The 19,928-nt window shown below is 46.6% G+C and carries 15 protein-coding genes; 6 read left to right on the top strand and 9 right to left on the bottom strand.

All coding sequences use genetic code 11. The features are described from left to right. Positions 1-179: 179 nt before the first annotated feature. Genes murB through ACQ661_RS12005 form a run of 3 tightly spaced genes read left to right on the top strand, consistent with a single transcriptional unit; the run spans position 180 to position 2,900 of the window. Positions 180-1,187 carry a UDP-N-acetylmuramate dehydrogenase gene (murB, locus tag ACQ661_RS12015; RefSeq protein WP_313933092.1) on the top strand — a complete coding sequence of 336 codons (1,008 nt, stop codon included), beginning with the start codon at positions 180-182 and terminating at the stop codon, positions 1,185-1,187. Further along, the gene (gene birA, locus ACQ661_RS12010) at positions 1,184-2,173 is read left to right on the top strand and encodes a bifunctional biotin--[acetyl-CoA-carboxylase] ligase/biotin operon repressor BirA (RefSeq protein ID WP_431668496.1); all 990 of its coding nucleotides are present in this window, start codon (positions 1,184-1,186) and stop codon (positions 2,171-2,173) included. The genes murB and birA overlap by 4 nt, the downstream gene beginning before the upstream one ends. Then, positions 2,163-2,900 carry a type III pantothenate kinase gene (locus ACQ661_RS12005; RefSeq protein ID WP_313933090.1) on the top strand — a complete coding sequence of 246 codons (738 nt, stop codon included), beginning with the start codon at positions 2,163-2,165 and terminating at the stop codon, positions 2,898-2,900. The genes birA and ACQ661_RS12005 overlap by 11 nt, the downstream gene beginning before the upstream one ends. A gap of 74 nt (positions 2,901-2,974) precedes the next feature. On the opposite strand, the gene nspC is transcribed toward ACQ661_RS12005, so the two are convergent. The 7 genes from nspC to ACQ661_RS11970 all read right to left on the bottom strand — a co-directional run bounded on the left by nspC (position 2,975) and on the right by ACQ661_RS11970 (position 12,670). After that, a complete protein-coding gene (nspC, locus tag ACQ661_RS12000) occupies positions 2,975-4,111 on the bottom strand; it encodes a carboxynorspermidine decarboxylase (protein ID WP_313933089.1) in 1,137 nt (378 codons plus the stop codon). Between the two features lie 4 nt (positions 4,112-4,115). Beyond that, positions 4,116-5,315 carry a saccharopine dehydrogenase family protein gene (locus ACQ661_RS11995; protein WP_431668495.1) on the bottom strand — a complete coding sequence of 400 codons (1,200 nt, stop codon included), beginning with the start codon at positions 5,313-5,315 and terminating at the stop codon, positions 4,116-4,118. 93 nt (positions 5,316-5,408) lie between these two features. Then, positions 5,409-7,316 carry a GNAT family N-acetyltransferase gene (locus tag ACQ661_RS11990; protein ID WP_313933088.1) on the bottom strand — a complete coding sequence of 636 codons (1,908 nt, stop codon included), beginning with the start codon at positions 7,314-7,316 and terminating at the stop codon, positions 5,409-5,411. 30 nt (positions 7,317-7,346) lie between these two features. Continuing rightward, a complete protein-coding gene (locus ACQ661_RS11985; protein ID WP_110076412.1) occupies positions 7,347-8,765 on the bottom strand; it encodes a sodium-dependent transporter in 1,419 nt (472 codons plus the stop codon). A 122-nt stretch (positions 8,766-8,887) separates the two neighbouring features. Next, positions 8,888-9,739, bottom strand: coding sequence for a thioredoxin (gene trxA / locus ACQ661_RS11980; protein ID WP_369742555.1), 852 nt, complete (start codon positions 9,737-9,739; stop codon positions 8,888-8,890). 52 nt (positions 9,740-9,791) lie between these two features. Next, on the bottom strand, positions 9,792-11,204 hold the full coding sequence (locus ACQ661_RS11975) for an aldehyde dehydrogenase family protein (RefSeq protein WP_369742554.1): 1,413 nt from the start codon (positions 11,202-11,204) through the stop codon (positions 9,792-9,794). Further along, complete coding sequence (locus tag ACQ661_RS11970) at positions 11,201-12,670, bottom strand: NAD-dependent succinate-semialdehyde dehydrogenase (RefSeq protein ID WP_431668493.1); 1,470 nt, start codon at positions 12,668-12,670, stop codon at positions 11,201-11,203. Before ACQ661_RS11970 ends, ACQ661_RS11975 begins: the two co-directional genes overlap by 4 nt. Positions 12,671-12,951: 281 nt before the next feature. Here ACQ661_RS11970 and ACQ661_RS11965 point away from each other — a divergent pair, with 281 nt between their 5' ends. Next, positions 12,952-14,802 (top strand): DEAD/DEAH box helicase, encoded by a 1,851-nt coding sequence (locus ACQ661_RS11965; RefSeq protein ID WP_153827193.1) that lies wholly within the window; start codon positions 12,952-12,954, stop codon positions 14,800-14,802. Positions 14,803-14,818: 16 nt separating this feature from the next. Here the strand turns inward: ACQ661_RS11965 and ACQ661_RS11960 are convergent, their stop codons facing one another. Continuing rightward, positions 14,819-15,361: a lipocalin family protein gene (locus ACQ661_RS11960; protein WP_110076408.1), complete on the bottom strand. Its 543-nt coding sequence runs from the start codon at positions 15,359-15,361 to the stop codon at positions 14,819-14,821. A 10-nt stretch (positions 15,362-15,371) separates the two neighbouring features. Then, positions 15,372-17,006, bottom strand: a complete 1,635-nt coding sequence (locus tag ACQ661_RS11955; RefSeq protein WP_431668491.1) for a cryptochrome/photolyase family protein — start codon at positions 17,004-17,006, stop codon at positions 15,372-15,374. 90 nt (positions 17,007-17,096) lie between these two features. Here ACQ661_RS11955 and ACQ661_RS11950 point away from each other — a divergent pair, with 90 nt between their 5' ends. Then, entirely contained in the window at positions 17,097-17,837 is a 741-nt protein-coding gene (locus ACQ661_RS11950) for a glycosyltransferase (RefSeq protein ID WP_313933083.1), read from the top strand. Positions 17,838-17,842: 5 nt separating this feature from the next. Continuing rightward, positions 17,843-19,891 (top strand): lipid IV(A) 3-deoxy-D-manno-octulosonic acid transferase, encoded by a 2,049-nt coding sequence (gene waaA / locus ACQ661_RS11945; protein ID WP_431668489.1) that lies wholly within the window; start codon positions 17,843-17,845, stop codon positions 19,889-19,891. Positions 19,892-19,928: the final 37 nt, after the last annotated feature.

Below are 19,928 nucleotides of genomic sequence, written 5' to 3'. Positions count from 1 at the left end.
CAATCACAACTCATCAATAGTTCAACACCCGCCAACAGCCAGTAGCAATACCAGTAGCAGTAGCCAATAACTATAGCCAACAGCCAACAGCCAACAGCTAATAGCTAATAGCTAATACCCAATAGCTAAAATCCAATAACCATTATCGACTCTAATCTATTTGCCGTATAATTCCGTTTATGATGAATAAAATAGAACAAATTCAGTTACAACAGCTACACACCTTTCGCCTAAAGGCGATTGGGAACTGCTGCTATATTCTCGAGAACCGTGAACAAATAGCTGAGCTAGCAAGCTTAGAAGACTATCTAGTGCTGGGGGCTGGTAGCAATACGGTTTTCTGTGGCGATTTTGCGGGCACTCTAGTTAAGGTTGAATTGTCTGGTGTTGAATATACTGAACAAGATGATGCATGGATAATTAAGGCTGCCGCAGGCACTCATTGGCATAGCTTGGTAGAAGCTACTTTAGCTAAGGGAATCTATGGGTTTGAAAACCTGGCCTTGATTCCAGGTACCGTAGGCGCAGCACCGGTGCAAAATATAGGGGCCTATGGTCGCGAAGTAGCCGATTTTATCGAGTCTGTCGAAGTGTGGGATCGTTATACTAAAGTCGTGACGCACTTAACTAAGTCAGACTGTTTATTTGCTTATAGAGAGAGTATATTTAAGCAAGAACCGAATCATTGGGTTATTCTTTCGGTCACTTTTAAGTTGCCCAAACAATGGCAGGCGATGGTGGACTATGGCGAGCTACGCGAGTTAGGTTGTGAGGCATCGGCTCAACAAATCTTTCAAAAGGTAGTGTCAGTGCGTCAACTTAAGCTTCCCGACCCAGCACAACAGCCTAACGCTGGTAGTTTCTTTAAGAATCCTGAAGTGGACTTACAGCAGATGGAGTGGTTGAGAGACAAGTTTCCTGGCATTCCTTGTTATCCAATAGCTGCAGATCGTTATAAAGTTGCAGCGGGTTGGATGATCGACCATTTGGGCTGGAAGGGACGAGCTATCGGTGGTGTCAGTGTCCATGACCGGCAGGCTCTAGTGTTGGTTAATACTAATCAAGCAACGGGTACTGATCTTATTGAGTTAGCAAGAACAATCAAATTAGCTGTAGTTACGACCTTTAAAGTGGAATTGGAGGCGGAAGTTCGTATTTATGCGAACGGAGCATTAGTTAGCATATGAGAAAAAAAACTCAGAATATTGCACGTGTCATCGAGATTCTGGCTGATGGTAACTTTCACTCTGGCGAAGTCTTGGGTGAAGAGTTAGGCGTTAGCCGCACAGCGGTTAGCCAATATATGAAAGAACTAGCAAAGTTCGGCTTAGACGTTTTTCGTGTTACTGGCAAAGGTTATCGTTTAGCGAAACCGCTTCAGCTGCTTGATCTAGACGCTATTAATCGCGCGTTAGCAAAAGGATCAGGTGCGGCTGCCCCAGTGGTTCACTTAGAGCGTGTCGTTAGTTCCACTAATGACCTACTTAAAGACCGGCTTACCGGTGTGATTGAAAGTGGTGCCACGGTTCTTGCAGAAGCACAGACACAGGGGCGTGGGCGCCGCGGAAAGGCGTGGTTATCGCCCTTTGGAAGTAATCTCTACATGAGTATGTATTGGCGCTTAGAACAGGGCATGGCGGCGGCTATGGGCTTAAGTATTGCTCTTGGCGCTGCGCTTGCGCAGTTGTTTGAGCAAGAAGGGATTTACGGTGTTGAGTTAAAGTGGCCAAATGACGTCTTAGTAGGTGGTAGAAAGATCGCCGGAATTCTTATTGAACTGGAAGGCCAAGCAGTTGGCCCAGCACATGCGATAGTGGGTATTGGTATTAATCTGCAAACACCTGATTGGTTCTTAAATGAAGTAGAACAACCTTGGACTGATGTTCAGCGACTTTTAAACAAGCCGATAAATCGAAACATGTGGGCTACGAAGTTGGTGGCATGCTGTCATAAGACTATTAAAGAATACGAACAAACAGGACTCTCCCCATTTTTAAAACGCTGGCATAAATACGATCGGTTAGCTATGCAACCGGTAAAAATTATTATGGGTGACAAAGAGATTGTGGGTATCGCCGAGGGCATTGATGAAAATGGTGCTTTATTACTTAAACGCGAAGGCAAATTAGAGCGTTATCACGCAGGTGAAGTGAGTTTAAGATATGGAATTTAAGTTATTAGTAGATGCGGGTAATACCCGTGTAAAAACGGCACTAATGGACGCAGAAGGGCATTTAGAACCTTTATTTAATGTAAGTTATAGTGATTTACCTAAACAGCAAATAGAGCATTCATTAAAAGGGATTTGGTTGGCTGAAGTGAGTGGTACTGAGCGGGCGCAACAAGTGGAAGCTTGGCTATCACAATTTGCAGCACCCATCACCACCATTCAGTCTGAACAGGCAGCGTTTGGAGTGGAAAACGCCTATGAGACGCCTCAGCACCTTGGCGTCGATCGTTGGTTAGCTTTGATTGGTGCTTATAATGAGGTTCCTAAGGCGACCTTAATTATTGATGCTGGAACAGCGATCACCGTAGATTGGTTGAATGCTGAAGGTAAGCACCTTGGTGGCTGGATTGTACCCGGTGTAGATTTAATGAAGCAGGCGGTAACAGCGCGTGCCCCGAAAGTGTTCTCGGATGCTGATACCGATTGGGGAAAGGCGCAGCAAGTGGGCCGCTCTACGCCTGAGTGTTTAGCTAATGGCTGTGTGAATGCTTTTGTTGGGGTGATTAGACAGGCGCTAGCGGTTTCTGAGACTGAGCTTGATTGGTTTGATTTTCGTGTATTGTTTAGCGGAGGCTCAACCCCATTGCTACCGGCTGATTTAAAGCGTCGAGGCGAACTCAGAACTGAGTTAGTGCTTCAAGGGTTATCGTATTATGCTAAAACTAATTAGTGTGTTGTAGCGACTATAAGAACTTGGTGGCAGATAAAAAAACAGCGTCTTGAAGACGCTGTTTTTGACTGGATTTAAGAAAGTTTGTCTCGAAAATCTTCGTAAGTGAATTTTCTAATGAGTTCAAACTCACCATTGCTACGAAGAATGCCTATGCTTGGATGCTCGACACCATTAAAGAAAGTTGTTTTAACCATGGTGTAATGCATCATATCTTCAAAAATGAGGCGGTCGCCAGGCTGCAATGGTTCAGCAAAGCTATAAGCACCGATAACATCGCCAGCAAGGCATGAATTGCCACCTAGTTTGTAGGTATAAGCTAATTTACCTGCTTCGTCAGCTCCAGTAACCATGGGGCGATAAGGCATTTCTAGCACATCTGGCATATGAGCTGTTGCAGAAATATCAAGAATAGCGATTTGCCCGTCATTCTCAACGATATCTACCACTTCAGCTACGAGTGGACCCGTACGCCAAGCTACGGCAGAACCGGGCTCAAGAATAACCTGAAGCTTATAGGTTTCTTGTAACCGTTTTAACTGCTTAATTAAATGCTCGACGTCGTACCCAGCACGAGTCATCAAGTGACCACCACCTAAATTAAGCCACTTCATCTGATGCAGTAAGTGACCAAACTTGCTCTCTACAGCAGCAAGAGTGCGCTCTAATGCAAAAGAATCACATTCGCATAAGTTATGTACGTGTAGCCCTTCAATACCACTTAAATCCGCACCTTCAAGATCACATAAACGAATCCCTAAGCGCGAGCCTGGAGCGCTCGGATCATAAAGTTCGGTTTCGGCTTCTTGATGTTCTGGGTTGATGCGCAAGCCAGCAGAGACGCCTGCAGCAAGTGTTTGCTCTTTATAGCGCTGCCACTGACTTAAGCTGTTAAAGGAGATGTGATGAACCAGAGGCAACAATGCATCAATATCAGCTGGTTTGTAAGCCGGAGCATAGGCATGCACCTCGCGTCCGAACTCTTCGGACGCTAAGCGTGCTTCCCAGACTGAACTGGCGGTGCAACCACGTAAATAATTACGCACTACTGGAAAGGTGCTCCACATAGAGAAGCCTTTTAAGGCCAAAATAATATGGGCGCCACTTTCTTGCTGCACTCGTTGCATTAATTCTAAGTTACGCACTAACAACGCCTCGTCACAAACGTAACAAGGCGATGGAATAGCATTATCTAAGTATGGATTGGACATAGTCTTAGCGCTTAAAAGGTGATTCGCATTCAACCACTTGCCACGGTAAACCGTATTGGTTGAGGCGGTTCATAAATTCATCAGGATCAAATTGTTCCATGTTCCAAACGCCTGGCTTCAGCCAGTGTCCTTGCAGCATCATAGACGCGGCAATCATCGCTGGTACCCCAGTGGTATAAGATACTGCTTGAGCACCAACTTCAGCATTACAAGCTGCGTGGTCGCAGTTATTGTAGATGAAGATAGTTTTTTCTTGACCATCTTTAATACCGGTTACGTAGGTACCGATACAAGTTAAGCCAGTGTAGCCTTCGGCCAGTGAACCAGGGTTAGGTAATACGGCTTTTAAGAATTCTAGTGGTACGATTTTTTGACCTTGGAATTCAATCGGTTGAATTGAGGTCATGCCAACATTTTCTAAGACCCGTAAATGAGTTAGATACTGGTCACCAAAAGTCATCCAGAAGCGCGCCCGTTTCAACGTCGGGAAGTGCTTAACCAAAGACTCTAACTCTTCATGGAAGAGTAGATAAGATGGACGTACGCCTACGTTTGGATAATCTAAATCTTCACGGACGCTAATTGGATCTGTTTCGTGCCATTCACCATTTTCCCAGAACTTACCACGCTGAGTAATTTCACGGATATTAATCTCAGGGTTAAAGTTGGTAGCAAAAGCTTGACCGTGGTCACCGCCGTTACAGTCAACGATGTCTAGGTAGTGAATTTCGTCAAAGTAGTGTTTAGCTGCATAGGCAGTAAAGACGTTAGTTACGCCTGGATCAAAGCCTGCGCCGAGCAACGCCATAATACCTTTTTCTTTGAACTTATCTTGGTAAGCCCACTGCCAAGAGTACTCAAATTTGGCTTCGTCTTTAGGCTCATAATTAGCCGTATCCAAATAATGAACGCCTGTTTCTAAGCAGGCATCCATGATTGGAAGGTCTTGATAAGGTAAGGCTACGTTAATAACCAAGCTTGGCTCAACTTGGCGGATAAGAGCAGCGACGTTATCGGCATTGTCAGCGTCAACTTGGTAAACACCAACGACACGGTCTTTACCCGCTTCTTGTTGAAGGGCTTCACATTTTGACAGGGTGCGGCTGGCCAAGTGAATTTCAGAAAAATACTCTGGCAGCATTGCGCATTTTTTTACTACCACACCGGCAACACCGCCGGCACCAATAATTAGAACTCTAGACATGAAAATAACCCTTATCCAGTGGGTGAATACAAAGGGAAAAAGATAGCATACTTTTACAAAAACAGCATCTGCTTGAAGCTTGAGTACGTAAAATTAGCGAGAAAGTTCTAGATATTCTCGAGCTAACGAGCGCAATTGATTTTGCATGGTTTGTTGGCTGCTGTAGCCGTACTTCTGGGTTAATTTAGCCAAATCTTCGTGGGCTTTCAGAATTTGACCTGGTAGGGTTAGGCCGGCTGCTTTCATTGAATATTTGATATCACAAACACTCCACGAAAACTGCGCTTCGGTAAAGGGTAAGTTACCAAAAGCAAACCCCGTTAGAATATCTCTTGCAATACGATAAATAGAGCTGTTGATGGTTACAGGACGACCCTGCCGCCATTCGAGTTCAGCGTTACTAAACGCATGCAGTTGAGCAATAAATAACGCGGCCGCAGGAGTTAATCCAGTTGCTACCAAGGCATTAGGATAGCCACTGGCCATATTTAGCTTGCGCCCTAAACGGATTAACTCAAACGGGCTACTACGCCAAAAATCTAACACTTTAGGGCTAGCGCCAAAGCTTGAACCTAATGCATCGATGCCGGCTTGTTGCGCCATATCCTGCAGCTTATCTAACAATTGACGTCCGATTCGCTGCCGTCGATAGGCCTTTACTACGGCAATTCTAGTAACCCGCCACCAACGCCAATCCAAACACTCTCCTTGCTGTAAGTAGAAAGCTACAGCTTGAGGCAAAATATTCCCGTGAAGACGGCGCCGTCCGGTTTGAATATCTAGTTGCAATCTGGCTGGCAGTGGACCTTCTTCACTGTACCAAACAACGCCGACGATGTGTCCTTGAACACGCGCCACTAACAGGTGTTGTTGGGCGTCATCAAGCAAGAGTTTTAAATCGTTAGGACTACTTTGATAGTGAGCTTCTAGCAACAGGCTGATGACTTCGCTCAGTTGGTGTTCAGTTAATTGGCGGGCGTTAATAGCCTCAATCTCTACTTGGCTGCTGGTTAGTACCTTGGTGAACTCACTACTGGGTTGGTTTCTGAGTAACAGAGCTTCGTTGAGCCAAGGTTCGCAGGTATCGGCTGGGGCCCAGCGCACAGGGGTAGATAACTGGTGTTGTTTACACATCTTGCGCACTTGTAACCAGTCTACAAAACGAACAGCAAAGCCGCGCCCACACCCTTCATAACCCTCTACTGTGGTCGCAATAGCCCACACGGTAAAGCGCTCGCTAAGCTGCTTGAGTATATGAATTGGGATAGCTGCTGCTTCATCAATAATAAGGCGTACACTTTGATTGGGGTACTCGCTCAACAATCTATCCCAGGCAACAAATCGGACTGAGTCAGCGGCGTGCATTAACAGGGTTGCTACTGAGTTGGGTTTTGGCCCAGTGACAACTAATTCGCGCCCCCGATAACTGCGTATCCAAGCTTGGGCCGCTAAGCCTAAAGTGGTGCTTTTACCGCGACCACGGTCCGCCATGAGTAGATGACAGGTGCCGGGTAGATCCACCATTTGCTGCACGATAAGTTGCTGCTCGCGGGTGGGAAAAGCAAGCGGTGGGGCGGGCTCTAGTGAATGCGAAAGCTGCTCAGTTAAAAGTTGCCGAAAGCTTGTGCTTGGATGCATCACGCTGACGTGGTGAAACTTGTGACTGGTGTTGATTAAGCGTTGCCGAAAGGGACTGTCTTGCGGTGGAAGTAGAACAAAAGCAACCCCGCCGCCACTGAGTGTGCCTAGCAATGCTGCTAGCGCATCAGCATGAATAGTGGTCGTGAAATCTAGTAACAAGAAATGATGCGTGTTGCCAAGATAGTCGCGATATCTATGCATGGCGCTAGCGTCGTCATGTTTATCAGAAATATGAACGATATCTTTGATATGGGAAAGTGCCGCCCGACGATGAGCTTGCAGCCAGGGGGTGGGACCATCAAATAAAAAAACTGCCCGCACCTGGGCAGTTTTTATCGCTTTTAAATACTTCTTCAGCATGAGTCGCTCAATCAGTTGCTAAGTTGCTTCTTAGACTAATGACATTCCAAAGAACTTAGTTAGTACAGTGTTAGCAAAAACCAAAGCTAAAATAACTGGAATAAAGGTTCCTATTGAGAAGTTAATATAACGGGCAAACCACGAGTTTGTATAGTCAGAATTACCTTCACTTAACTCGGCTGTGAGCTGACTACGACGCCAACGATAACGGACAAAGAGGCATAGGAGTAGGCCGTTTAGAGGTAAAATGGTGTCATAAAAAACGTCATAAATAACATCAAACACAGATTTGCTGCTGCCAGCATAAGAGGTAAATTCAGTAAAGATCGGAATCAGCCCGAAGGATGTGGCCGCAACTACAGTCAGCAAAGTCAGTAATGAAGCCATAATAGCAAGCGCACGCTTACGACTCATCTGCCGCTTCTCCATAAGTGACGAGGTTGGCACTTCAATAATCGAGACTAATGAGGTGATTGCCGCCACAAAGGCTAATAAAAAGAAGACGCTGGCAGCAATGCTGGCGGCAACGTAACCAATTGATACAGAGAGTTCTAGGAAGATTTTAGGGAAAAACGAAAAAATCATACTGACCGATGACTCGCTGAGTGACTCAGGGTTAGTCTCTGGATAAATCGCGAAAATTGCCGGCAAGGTCATTAGGCCTGCGGTAAAAGCCACGGCGGTGTCAGTTAAAGCAACCAATTTGCCGGAAGTGACTATGTCGTCACTGCGACGGAAATAAGAGCCGTAAGTGATTAGAATGCCCATCCCCAGCGATAGTGAAAAGAACGCTTGGGCCAACGCGCCATTGATGACACTGCCCGTGATTTTTGAGAAATCAGGAACCAAATAGAATTTTAACCCAGCCAAGGCATTATCCAAACTAAGCACAAAGCCAACCAGTAGCAGCAGCATAATGAAGAGTGCGGGCATTAGGATTTTTGAGGCGCGCTCAATGCCTTGTCGAACACCTCCAACGAGTATCACGTTGACAACGAGGGTAACTGCAATGAGGTACCAGATAAAATTGTAGTTTTTGATGAAATCAGAGAAATAGCCATCAGCTGAAATAGTGGCAAGATTGCCGGTAACGCTTTGAAACAGGTAGCCAAAAATCCAAACCGTGATAACCATGTAGAAAGTGGCGATCATAAAGGGCGTAATGGTTGCCAGCCAGCCGGCCAAACGCCAGCGTTTTAACCCTGCGCCTAATTCTGAGTAGGCTTTATAGGGACTATGTTGAGCGCGTCGCCCCAAGCCCATCTCGGCCAGCATTAGCGGTAAACAAATAAAGACCACAAAAGCGGCATAAATAATCAAAAACGCGCCGCCACCATTTTTGGTCGCCGCAACAGGAAAACCGACTAAATTACCAATACCGACGGCAGATCCTGCCGCAGCTAAAATGAAACCTAATTTTGAGCTGAAATGCTCGCGAGATGTTGCCATAGTTCAGCGCCTTTGCTTATCGTTGTTATATTATAGCTAAACGACTAATGCTAACTGATGCGATGAACCGCAGCAAGCCGACCAGCAGCAGCGCTACTGATCGGTGGCAATAATTTGAAGGGTTAGTAAAGCATACTGTACAAACGCCGGCGATATTGCGCAGCCAGAGGATCGCCATTAGGCAAGCTATTGAGCATATCTAACGCTTGCTGTTTAGCATTAGCGAAGTGCAAATCAGCAATTAACACAGCAAAGACATTGTCTAATGCTTCTTCAATACGCTGTGCGGCAAATAACTTGGCAGCAAATTCTAAGCGGAGCTGATGGTTGTCAGGTTGTTGCTGCAGTTGTTGCTCTAGTTCTCGTAGTTCAGGCGAATCGGCTGCTTGCTCGGCTAGGTGTAACTTCGCTTGAATGCTCTGGTAATAGTGATTTTGATCCGCTAACTTAATTTGACTCAAGAGCTCTTTGGTGTGCTCGATTCGACCTAATTCACAAGCCGCATCGGCAACAATTAATTTAGCATCAATATTGTTCGGATTCAGATCAAGCGCTTGCTTCGCTAAGGTGAATGCTTGGCTATAATCCTGCTCGACTACAGCTTGTTGGGCCTGGGCAAATAGTTCGTCGTCAATACTTGGTATGTGCTGGGTAATACGATTGCGAATAGCAGCTTCGCTCTCTACACCGGCAAAACCGTCGATGGCTTGGCCGTCTTTGAAAAAGGCTACGGTCGGTAAACTACGAATACCAAATTGTGCGGCTAGATGCTGTTGCTCGTCGCAATTAATTTTGGCCAAAATAACTTGATTTGCATATTCGGCTGCAAGTTTTTCAAGGATTGGCATCAGTTGCTTGCAAGGCTCACACCAATCGGCCCAGAAATCGACAATAACCAATTTCTGTTCCGAGCCTTGTAAAATAACTTGCTGAAAATTCTCAGCGGTAACCTGGATAATATTATTGGAGTGCACTAGAAACCTCTTTCATACGGGCTCATGTTATCTGTTGAGGCGGCTGCGCTAGTTAGGATAGCCAGCGCAGTAATTTTTGTTTAAACGACGTGTAGGGCGGATATCTGAAACTCGGGTCTGACCAAAATGGTCGAGTCATCACTGCTTTCATATGACTAAAAGTAGTGAACCCAAATTTACCATGATAACGGCCCATACCGCTTGGTCCCACACCACCAAATGGCAGCTCAGGATTAAGCATAAACATAAGCGTGTCGTTATTACACTGGTTGCCGGCATGCGTATGTTCAGTAAGGTGTTGTAGCTGCCGTGCTGATTTACTAAAGCCATAAAGGGCTAATGGCTTGTCGCGCTGGCGAATAAACTGCTCAGCTTCAGCTAAATTTTTGACGCCGATAATGGGTAAAATAGGGCCAAAGATCTCTTCTTGCATCAACGGCGTGTTGACATCCGTGACTTCAACCAAGGTTGGTTGAATATAACGTTCAGCAACATCGACTTCGCCGCCGAAAAGGATATTGGCTGCTACTGGCTCTAGATATCCAGCGAGTCGGCGACAATGTTCACTGTTTACTATCCGACCATAATCTTCAGCTTGATCAATGGCTTCGCCAAAGAAGGCTTGAATAGCATCAATCAGATGTTTGACCAGAGCATCTTTGACGGTTTCGTCGACCAAAATATAATCAGGTGCAATACAGGTCTGTCCGGCGTTGATCCATTTGCCCCAAGCGATACGCTTAGCAGCTACAGCTAAATCAGCATCAGCCAAGACCACCGCTGGGCTTTTTCCGCCGAGCTCTAAGGTTACAGGGGTTAAATGTTCTGCTGCGGCCCGCATCACAATACGGCCCACGCGGCCACCACCGGTATAAAAAATATGGTCCCACTGTAGCGCCAACAAATGTTGGGCGGTATCAGCTCCGCCGGTGACAATTTGTATGGCATCGGCGGCCAAATAATCAAGAAGCAAACGCTCTAATAACGCAGCTGTTTGTGGCGCTAATTCTGACGGCTTTACTAACGCACAATTACCGGCGGCAAGAGCTGCAACTAAGGGACTTAGTAACAACTGTAACGGGTAATTCCACGCACCAATAATTAATACCACGCCCAAGGGCTCAGGTTGCAGCTTGCTGCGCCCAGGCCAAGCTAACAGCGGTTGCGACACCTTGGTTGGTTTGATCCATTTGGCTAAGTTCTTACACGTGTGGCGGATATCACTATGGAGAAAACCTAGCTCTGTTAACCAGCCTTCGGCGTGAGATTTACCCAAGTCTTTTTGTAGGGCTTGGAGCAACTCAGCTTCGTGCTCGCTAAGCATGGCGTCTAATTGTTTAAGTTGTTGCAGGCGCCAAGCTAGCGGCCGAGTTAGGCCGCTGTTATAGGTCGCACGCAAGCGTGTTAGCTTCTCAGCAAATGGATTCGTAGCCGCAGGTTCAGCTGAACTTTGTGAAGTATTCATTTAATACCGCCTAACGTTATCGTTTTGGTCTCTTGATATTCGGCTAGGCCGTAACGCGAGCCTTCACGCCCAATACCCGACTCTTTGACACCACCAAAGGCATTATAGGCATGGGAAATCGCCCCTGCATTAACCCCTAACATGCCGCATTCAAGTTGCTCACTAACGCGGATGATGCGTGCATAATCACTCGCACAAAAATACCCAGCGAGACCAAATGGTGTGTCATTAGCTAGTCTAATGCCTTCATTTTCATCGGTAAAAGATTGAATGGCAATGACAGGGCCAAAAATTTCTTCTTGGCTAATGGCCATCATCGACGTCACACCGCTAAGTACCGTGGGCGCAAAAAATAGTGGCCCCAAGTTGTCCAGCACCTTGCCTCCGGTAAGTAGCTTTGCTCCGGCCGCAGTAGCATCATTGAGTAATTTTTGTACTTTATCTATCGCTGCTTGATTAATGAGAGGACCATAATCGATATCAGCTTGGTCGCCAGGGCCTACTTTTAATTGGCTTACAGCCTGCTGTAATTTCTCAGTGAACTTGGGCAATACAGCATCCTGCACCAGCACACGGTTAGCACTAATACAGGTTTGTCCGGCGTTTCGAAATTTACAAGCCAGTAATTGAGTTACGGCAAGATCTAAATCAGCATCATCAAACACAATAAAGGGAGCATTTCCGCCAAGCTCTAATGATACCTTTTTGACGCTTTCGGCTGCTTGCTGCATAAGTAGCTTACCGACGTTGGTCGAGCCAGTGAAGGAAAGCTTGCGCACTAACGGATGGCTCGTAAGAACTTGTCCTACTTCTTTTGCTTGGCTGCTTGGTACAATATTCAAAACGCCATCAGGAATTCCTACTTCGCTTGCTAGTTGTGCCAAGGCCAGCGCAGATAGGGGCGTTAATTGTGGTGGCTTAACCACCATAGTGCAGCCAGCGGCTAAAGCTGGTGCAACTTTACGGGTAATCATGGCGTTTGGAAAATTCCATGGGGTGATGGCTGCGCACACGCCAACCCCTTGTTTGATTATCCAAGCTCGTTGGCCAGAGTTCTGCGTGGGTAACACATCGCCGTAACTGCGTTCAGCTTCACCGGCAAACCATGCTACAAAGCTGGCGCCGTATTCTATTTCTCCAGCAGCTTCAGCTATTGGCTTGCCTTGTTCGGCACTCATCAGTTCAGCTAACGCTTGCTTATTATCTAGCATGGCTTGATACCAACGCAGCAGTAATTCAGCTCGTTGCTTAGGGGTTTTTGCACGCCAGCTAGGGAGAGCTTTATGCGCAGCGTCTATGGCACGTTCAGTGAGCGTCGCATCGGCATCCGCCACGTCAGCAAGCACCTCGCCGGTGGCAGGGTTAAGCACTTGAAAGCGTTGTTCCAGCGGAATCCAATGTCCATCAACATAAGCATTGGTTTGTAATAGCGAACGCATGCTGTGATGAGAATTATGATTAGCCATATCTCCTCCTAGTTTGTTGGCGACGTCTTAGATAAGAATACTAAGACGAATGACGAGTATCATGGTTATACGCTGATACTGCAATGATAGTTTTGCTTGCCTATTTTAACATTTAGCGTATAATCCACGCCCTCAGGGTCATTACCGCTATTGATGGGAGCGGCTTTACCCCTGATTCGCTGGGGTAAACAGCGCCTAATTCCTGCCAGAGTGTTCATCGTGTTCTGTAGCCGGGCGTATCTTCCCCCCTAAATAAGCTTTACAGAATATGTGAGAAAAATATGTCTGAAGTAATGACTGGCCAATCGTTCGCCGATTTGACCCTGCCTGCTGCTGTGCTTAAGCAGCTAGAAAAAATGAATTTTACCACTCCAACCCCAATTCAAATCCAAGCTATTCCGGCCTTAATGGCTGGCGCTAATGTGCTGGGTGAAGCGCAAACCGGTACGGGTAAAACAGCCGCTTTTGGTTTGCCAGGTTTAAGCTTGGTGGATGCTAAGCTTCGCGCTACCCAAATGCTGGTAGTTGCACCAACTCGCGAGTTAGCCATGCAAGTAGCTGAAGCAGTAGCTGAATTCGGCCAACAAATTCGTGGCCTTGAAGTTGCTACTGTTTACGGTGGTTCAGCATTCGGTCCGCAAATTAAAGCCCTTCGTGGTGGTGCCCAAGTCGTTGTGGGTACTCCAGGTCGCTTATTAGACTTGCTGAAAAAAGGCGTCTTAAATTTATCAGCTCTGCGTTTGGCAGTGCTAGATGAAGCCGATGAAATGTTAAACATGGGCTTTATTGAAGATATCGAAACTATTATGGCCGCAGTACCAAACACGTCACAACGTGCCTTGTTCTCTGCAACTATGCCACCTGCGATTCGTAAATTGGCTAAAACCTTCTTAGTTAACGAAGCAGGTGAGCAGCCGCTAAACATTCAAATTGCTGCGCAAGAAAAAGCTAAAGCAACCATTCGCCAACGTGCTTGGCAAGTGCGTGGTTTGAGCAAGATGCAAGCATTAACTCGCCTGTTAGAAACCTTAGAGTATCAACGTGTGCTGATCTTTGTGCGGACTCGTTCAGATACCATGGAAGTAACTGAGCAACTGCAAGCTTCAGGCTTTAAAGCATCACCTTTAAGTGGTGACTTGAACCAAGCTCAACGTGAGCAGACCGTAAGCCAATTACGCAGTGGCCGGATTGAAATCTTAGTAGCAACCGATGTTGTTGCACGTGGTCTTGATGTACCAGAAATCACCCATGTGGTGAACTACGATCTACCGGGTGACACTGAGTCTTATGTGCACCGGATTGGTCGTACTGGCCGAGCGGGTCGTAGTGGTGAGGCGATTTTGTTCTATCGTGCCAAAGAACGCCACTTGTTACGCCATTACGAGCGTTTAACTAACGGTACAATCGAGTATTTTGAAGTACCAAATGCACAAGAATTAAGCTTACATCGTCAAACTAAGTTGCAAGAGCAAATCATGCACACAGTAGCCCAAGGTAAGCTCGACGAAATGACAGCTATTGTAGAAAAAATGCAAGCTGACACTGAGTTAACGGCACTGCAGATTGCTACCGCGTTATTGGCACAGCATAACCAGCAACGTCCGCTGCTTGTTGCTGAAGACCCAGCACCACGTAAATTTGCGGAACGTGCGGAGCGGGCTGATCGTAACCCGCGTGAGCGTCGTGACCGTAACGAGCGTAGCGAGCGTCCAGAACGTGGTCCACGTGACCGTCGTGATGCAAACATTGAGTTTGATACCTACCGCATTCAAGTAGGTCGAGACCATGGTGCTCGTCCACAAGATATCGTTGGTGCTATCGCTAACGAAGGTGAAATTGACAGCCGCTACATTGGTCAAATTCAATTGTTTGAAGGCCACAGCTTGGTTGAATTACCAAAAGGCTTGCCAACTGCGGTAGTTCGCATTCTGCAACGTGCCCGTGTACGTCAGCAGCAAATGGCCATTGAACTAGCACCAGGTGAGATTATTACTCGTAGTAAGCCACCGCGTGGTGATCGTCCGCGTGGCGAACGCCCACCATTCAAAGGCGCTCCGCGCGCTCGCGGTGCTCGTACAGAGCGTGGTGGTGAGCGTGGCTCAGAACAGCGTCGTAGCCGTCGCCCACAATAAACGTTAGTGATTTATATTAATCAGCCGGGTGGTCTACCAAGATCATCCGGCTTTTTTTATAGCCCCAACTTTCAGCTTGCTCAAGAACCTCGTCTATCAGGTTATCAGGTACTTGGGGTTGGCGCGATAGCAACCAAAAATAGTCATGGCTATCACTGGTGATGACAGCGTGTAAATAGTTGCCATCGGCATCGGTATCTAACCTGCTGATGTAATATCCCCCGGCAAAAGGCCAGAAGAATGTCACTTTATACATTGCTGGAGCAACGGGTTCAGCATGGCCAATGGCTGTTTGCCATTCACCATCTGCAGTATGATAGCCGCGATTGGTTACCTCTAAGCTGCCATCAGCGTTTTGTCGGTATTCAGCGCTCACTTGCTCTAAACCTTCCTCGAAACTATGGGGTAAGCGAATAATTTCATACCAAGTACCCAGATAACCTTGTGGGTCAAAATCTTCAATGACTGGAGCCACCGGGGTTGGAGTATTGCTGCAGCCGGTTAAACCGAAGCCAGTTAAGGCAACGCCTAACAGTAACGTACGAAACCAAATCTTCATCGTGTAACTCCTATAGTGAATTTAGTTGCTCGAGGTAGCGTTGTGCTGTTGCTAAGATGTCATTGCGCTCGCTAGGACTGCGCTGTTGCCATTGTTTGATAACGAGACTCATGCGCGGATTGTTCGCAAAAAGCTCTTGTTTTTGTTCAATGAAATGCCAGTACAAGCTGTTCAGTGGACAGGAGTTTTCGCCAGATTTTAACTTAACTTGATAATGACAGTTGCTACAGTAGCTGGACATTTTATTCACGTAATTACCGCTGGCTACATAAGGTTTGCTTGCCACAATGCCACCATCTGCAAATTGGCTCATCCCCCGAGTATTAGGTAGTTCAACCCATTCGATAGCGTCAATATAGACCCCCAAATACCACTGGTCTACGGCATCGGGGTCAAGCTCAGTTAACAACGAAAAATTACCAATCACCATCAACCGTTGAATGTGATGCGCGTAGGCATAGTCTAGGGATTGCGATAGGCTGTGCTGTAAACATCGCATTTTTGTATCGCCGGTCCAAAAGTAGTCGGGTAGTGGGCGGTGATGCTTAAAATAGTTTAACGCTTTGTAGTTCGGCATAAACTGCCAATAAATGGCACGGACAAACTCTCGCCAACCAAGGATTTGCCGCACAAAGCCTTCAATTTGAGCCAGACTAATACGCTCTTGATGCTGTTGCCAATAATCAATGGCGCGCTCAATCACCAATTTAGGTGACAACATTTTGGTATTAAGAGAAAAAGATAAACGGGCGTGATAGACGGCCCAAGAGGATTCCGTCATAGCATCTTGATAGAGCCCAAAGTTAGGTAGTAAATATTCAAGGAAGTAATCAAGTAACTGCAATGATTGCTGTCGGTTTACCGGCCAGAGTAGCTTGTCAGGTTGGGCGCTCCCCATGGTCTTAATCCCCATGCGTTGCAACATATCAGCGAGCTCGCTGGTGTCATTGGCGAACAATAAGGGCGCGGGAACCTTATGTTTAGCTGGTAATTTGTTGCGGTTACTTTTGTCATAATTCCATTGCCCGCCAAAAGGCTGCTGGTGTTCATCTACTAAATAGCCGGTCTGTTTGCGCAAGCGACGATAAAAGGCTTCCATCAGATAACTAGGTTTATCACCAAACCACTGCTGCAGCACGTCTCGAGCACAGATAAAATGCTCGGTATCGTACCATGTAACCGATACGCTGGGCTGAACGGTGGCCCATTGCTGTAATTGTTGGTCTAGACGGTATTCGTCGGGTTGTTGCAAATGGACTGTAGTAATACCTAACTGTTTGATTAATTGGTCTAAGTTGTCGGTAAGATTGCCACTATTAACAGCAGCATCTAGGCTAAGATAAAGGACCTGATGACCCGCTTGGTGCAGGGCCATGGCAAAGCTGCGCATAGCAGCAAAAAAAGCTAAGATTTTTTGCTGGTGGTGGGTCACATAATTAGCTTCTTGAGCCAATTCCATAAAAACGAACAATCGCTGCGACTGCACTTGCTGAAACCAACTATGCTTGGCATTTAACTGGTCACCTAAAATGAGACAAAGGTCAGTTATCTGGCTGTTTTTATAAGGATGCCAGTCGGTGAGTTGCGGTGGTAAATTGAAATTTGAGGTGCTCATAGGTAAAACATAGGTTAAGTTGGCTATCATTGCACTCATTACGATATTTAACGTAGTCAGATCACCCAAAATTTGGCATTATGGTCACCATAGTCATTCTATTGATTGGATAACATTCTTATGCAACCGGTAAACATTATTTGTATTAAATGGGGCACCAAATACGGCTCTGATTATGTCAACACACTTTATTCTATGGTTAGCCGTAATATTAGCCTGCCGTTTCGATTTGTTTGTTTGACCGATGACAACGAAGGTATTCGCGAAGAAGTAGAAGTGAAGCCTATTCCAGCTATAGGCTTTGAGGATTTTGATCAGCGTAAGCCATGGACTTTTGGACACGGTTGGTTAAAGCTGACTTGTTTTGCGCAGCCTCTTTATGATTTAGAAGGTCCTACGTTGTTCTTGGATCTTGATATTGTGATTGTAGGTAGTCTGGATGAGTTCTTTGAACCGGAAGGTGACTTCTTGGTGATTAAAGAATGGGATAAATCCGATGCAACCGGCAACACCTCAGTATTTCGTTTTAATATCGGCGCTCATGTTGATGCTCTAGAGCATTTAAAGAATGACCCAATTGGTTCGCGCAAAGATGTCCGTAATGAGCAAGAGTTTATTACTCAGTTTGTGGCGCGTCAGGGCAAGCTAAAGTATTGGCCAGCAACCTGGTGCCGTAGTTTCAAACGTCATTGTTTGCGTCCATTCCCGTTAAGCTTTTTTCAAGAGCCGCGTATTCCTGAAGGTGCGAAGGTTATTATTTTCCATGGTCGGCCGCATCCAGATGATGCTATCGCAGGACGCAGTGGTAAGTGGTACCGTAAAGTTCTGCCAACCTCATGGATTAAAGAGTACTGGCGTTAATAGCAATGACGCTGTGGTATCGGGTACTGATTTGTATTGCAGTACCGTTCGTGTTTATTTATTTATGGCTACGTGGGCGCAAAGCGCCTGCGTATCGTCAGCATTGGCGCCAACGTTTAGCGTTACAATCTTTCCCCATGCAAGCTCGCGACGGCATCCTAATTCACTGTGTATCAGTCGGTGAAACCATTGCAGCGCGCGGCTTTATCGAACGTATCTTGCAGCAGTATCCACAACTCCCCGTTACCTTAACATCGATGACTCCAACCGCGCGATCGCTGGCGCAGCAACTCTTTGGGGAGCGGGTTTTTCACGCCTATCTACCGCTTGATACGGCTGGTGCGATGCGGCGTTTTTTTAATAAGCTAGTACCACGTCTCGTGATTATTTTAGAAACTGAGTTGTGGCCTAATTTACTCCGAACCGCTGACCGTCAGCAAATACCTGTCTTAGTAGTCAATGCTCGCTTATCTGAGCGTTCGGCAAAATCCTATAAAAAGTATGCTTGGCTGATTGGTCCTATTTGGCAGCATATTAGTTGGATAGCAGCGCAAACAGAGCCTTCGCAGCAACGTTTTATCCATCTGGGAATGCCCGCTGATAAGGTGGCTGTTCGTGGAAATTTAAAATTTGATTTCCAAATAAGTGAGGCGCTGCAGCAGCAAGCGCAGCAATGGCGAACACAGTTGCAGCGACCTGTAGTAGTAGCTGCGAGTACCCATGAGGGTGAAGATGAGCAAATTTTAGACGCTTTTGCTCAATTATTAACGCAACAACCCGATTGCTTGCTGATATTGGTGCCACGGCATCCGGAACGGTTTCAAACAGTAACTCAGTTAGCGCAGCGTCAATTCAAGGTGGTTACCCGTAGTAGTCAGCAACAAGTCACCGCCCAACATCAAGTGTTAGTGGGTGATACTATGGGCGAGCTCCTGTTATGGTATCAAGTTGCTGATGTGGCTTTCGTTGGTGGAAGTTTGATAGAACGTGGTGGTCATAATCCGCTGGAGCCCGTGGCCACCTCGACCGCAGTGGTGTCTGGTCCGCATGTATTTAACTTTGCTGAAATTTTTAGCCGGCTAGAAGCCGTAGGCGCAGTCAAGCTGGTGACACATACCGAGGCTTTAGCGCAAGCTTGGCAACAACTTATAGCTCAACCCCAATTACGTGAGCAGATGGTAGCAGCAGCGAGTGCTGAATTTGCTCGTGATCAAGGCGCGACAGCAGTGATGTTGACTGATGTTGAGGCTCATCTGCCGCCCTCCACAAGCTTAGTAAGGACCCTAACAATGATGCAACGTCTATCTCCCAAACCTGGCCTTGAGTATTGGTACGATGCGCAGGCGCTACCTGATTTTAACTCTGAATTTTTTAGCGCAGATTACTGGGCGCAGCAAAACAAGGTGAAGGGTTCAGCTACCGGCCGTGCTACCGCTTGGTTTATTGAGCACGGTGAGCAGGGGATGCTGCTGCGACATTATTATCGTGGTGGTTTGGTTGGCAAGTTAAATAAAGATCGCTTTAAACGGGAGCCAATCGAAACCAGTCGTGCGATGGCAGAATTCTCGCTATTACTAAAATTACGCGAACTTGGTTTACCGGTGCCACAACCGCTCGCAGCAAAATTTGAACGGGCGCCTGGATGGGGCTACCGTGCTGATATTCTAGTGGCAATAATTCCTGGCGCCAAAGATGTTTTTCAACGCTTACAGCAAGCTTCATTGACAGCGCCAGAATGGTATCGGTTGGGGGCTGCAATCAAGCAGTTGCATCAACAGCAGGTTTATCATTCGGATCTAAATTGCCATAACTTGATGCTCGATAATGCCGGTAAAGCTTGGATTGTTGACTTTGATAAGTGCGAATTTCGTCAACCAGGTGAATGGCAGCAAGCTAATTTGGAACGCTTGTTACGCTCCTTCAACAAGGAGGTAAAAAAAGCGGAAGAGGCAGGTTCAGTTTTTCATTGGCAACAAGCTCGTGACTGGCCATTGTTGCTGGCTGGATACCAGCAAGATCAGGAAGATCCAGCGGTGACTGAAACGAGCGCTTAGGCTAAGCTGCCAGCATAAAAAAACCGGCCACCAAGGG

Source organism: Pseudidiomarina sp. WS423, assembly GCF_050750165.1.
Classification (GTDB): domain Bacteria; phylum Pseudomonadota; class Gammaproteobacteria; order Enterobacterales; family Alteromonadaceae; genus Pseudidiomarina; species Pseudidiomarina fusca.
Note: the sequence above shows the minus strand (reverse complement) of the source record. Positions and strands in the feature narration are given on the sequence as shown.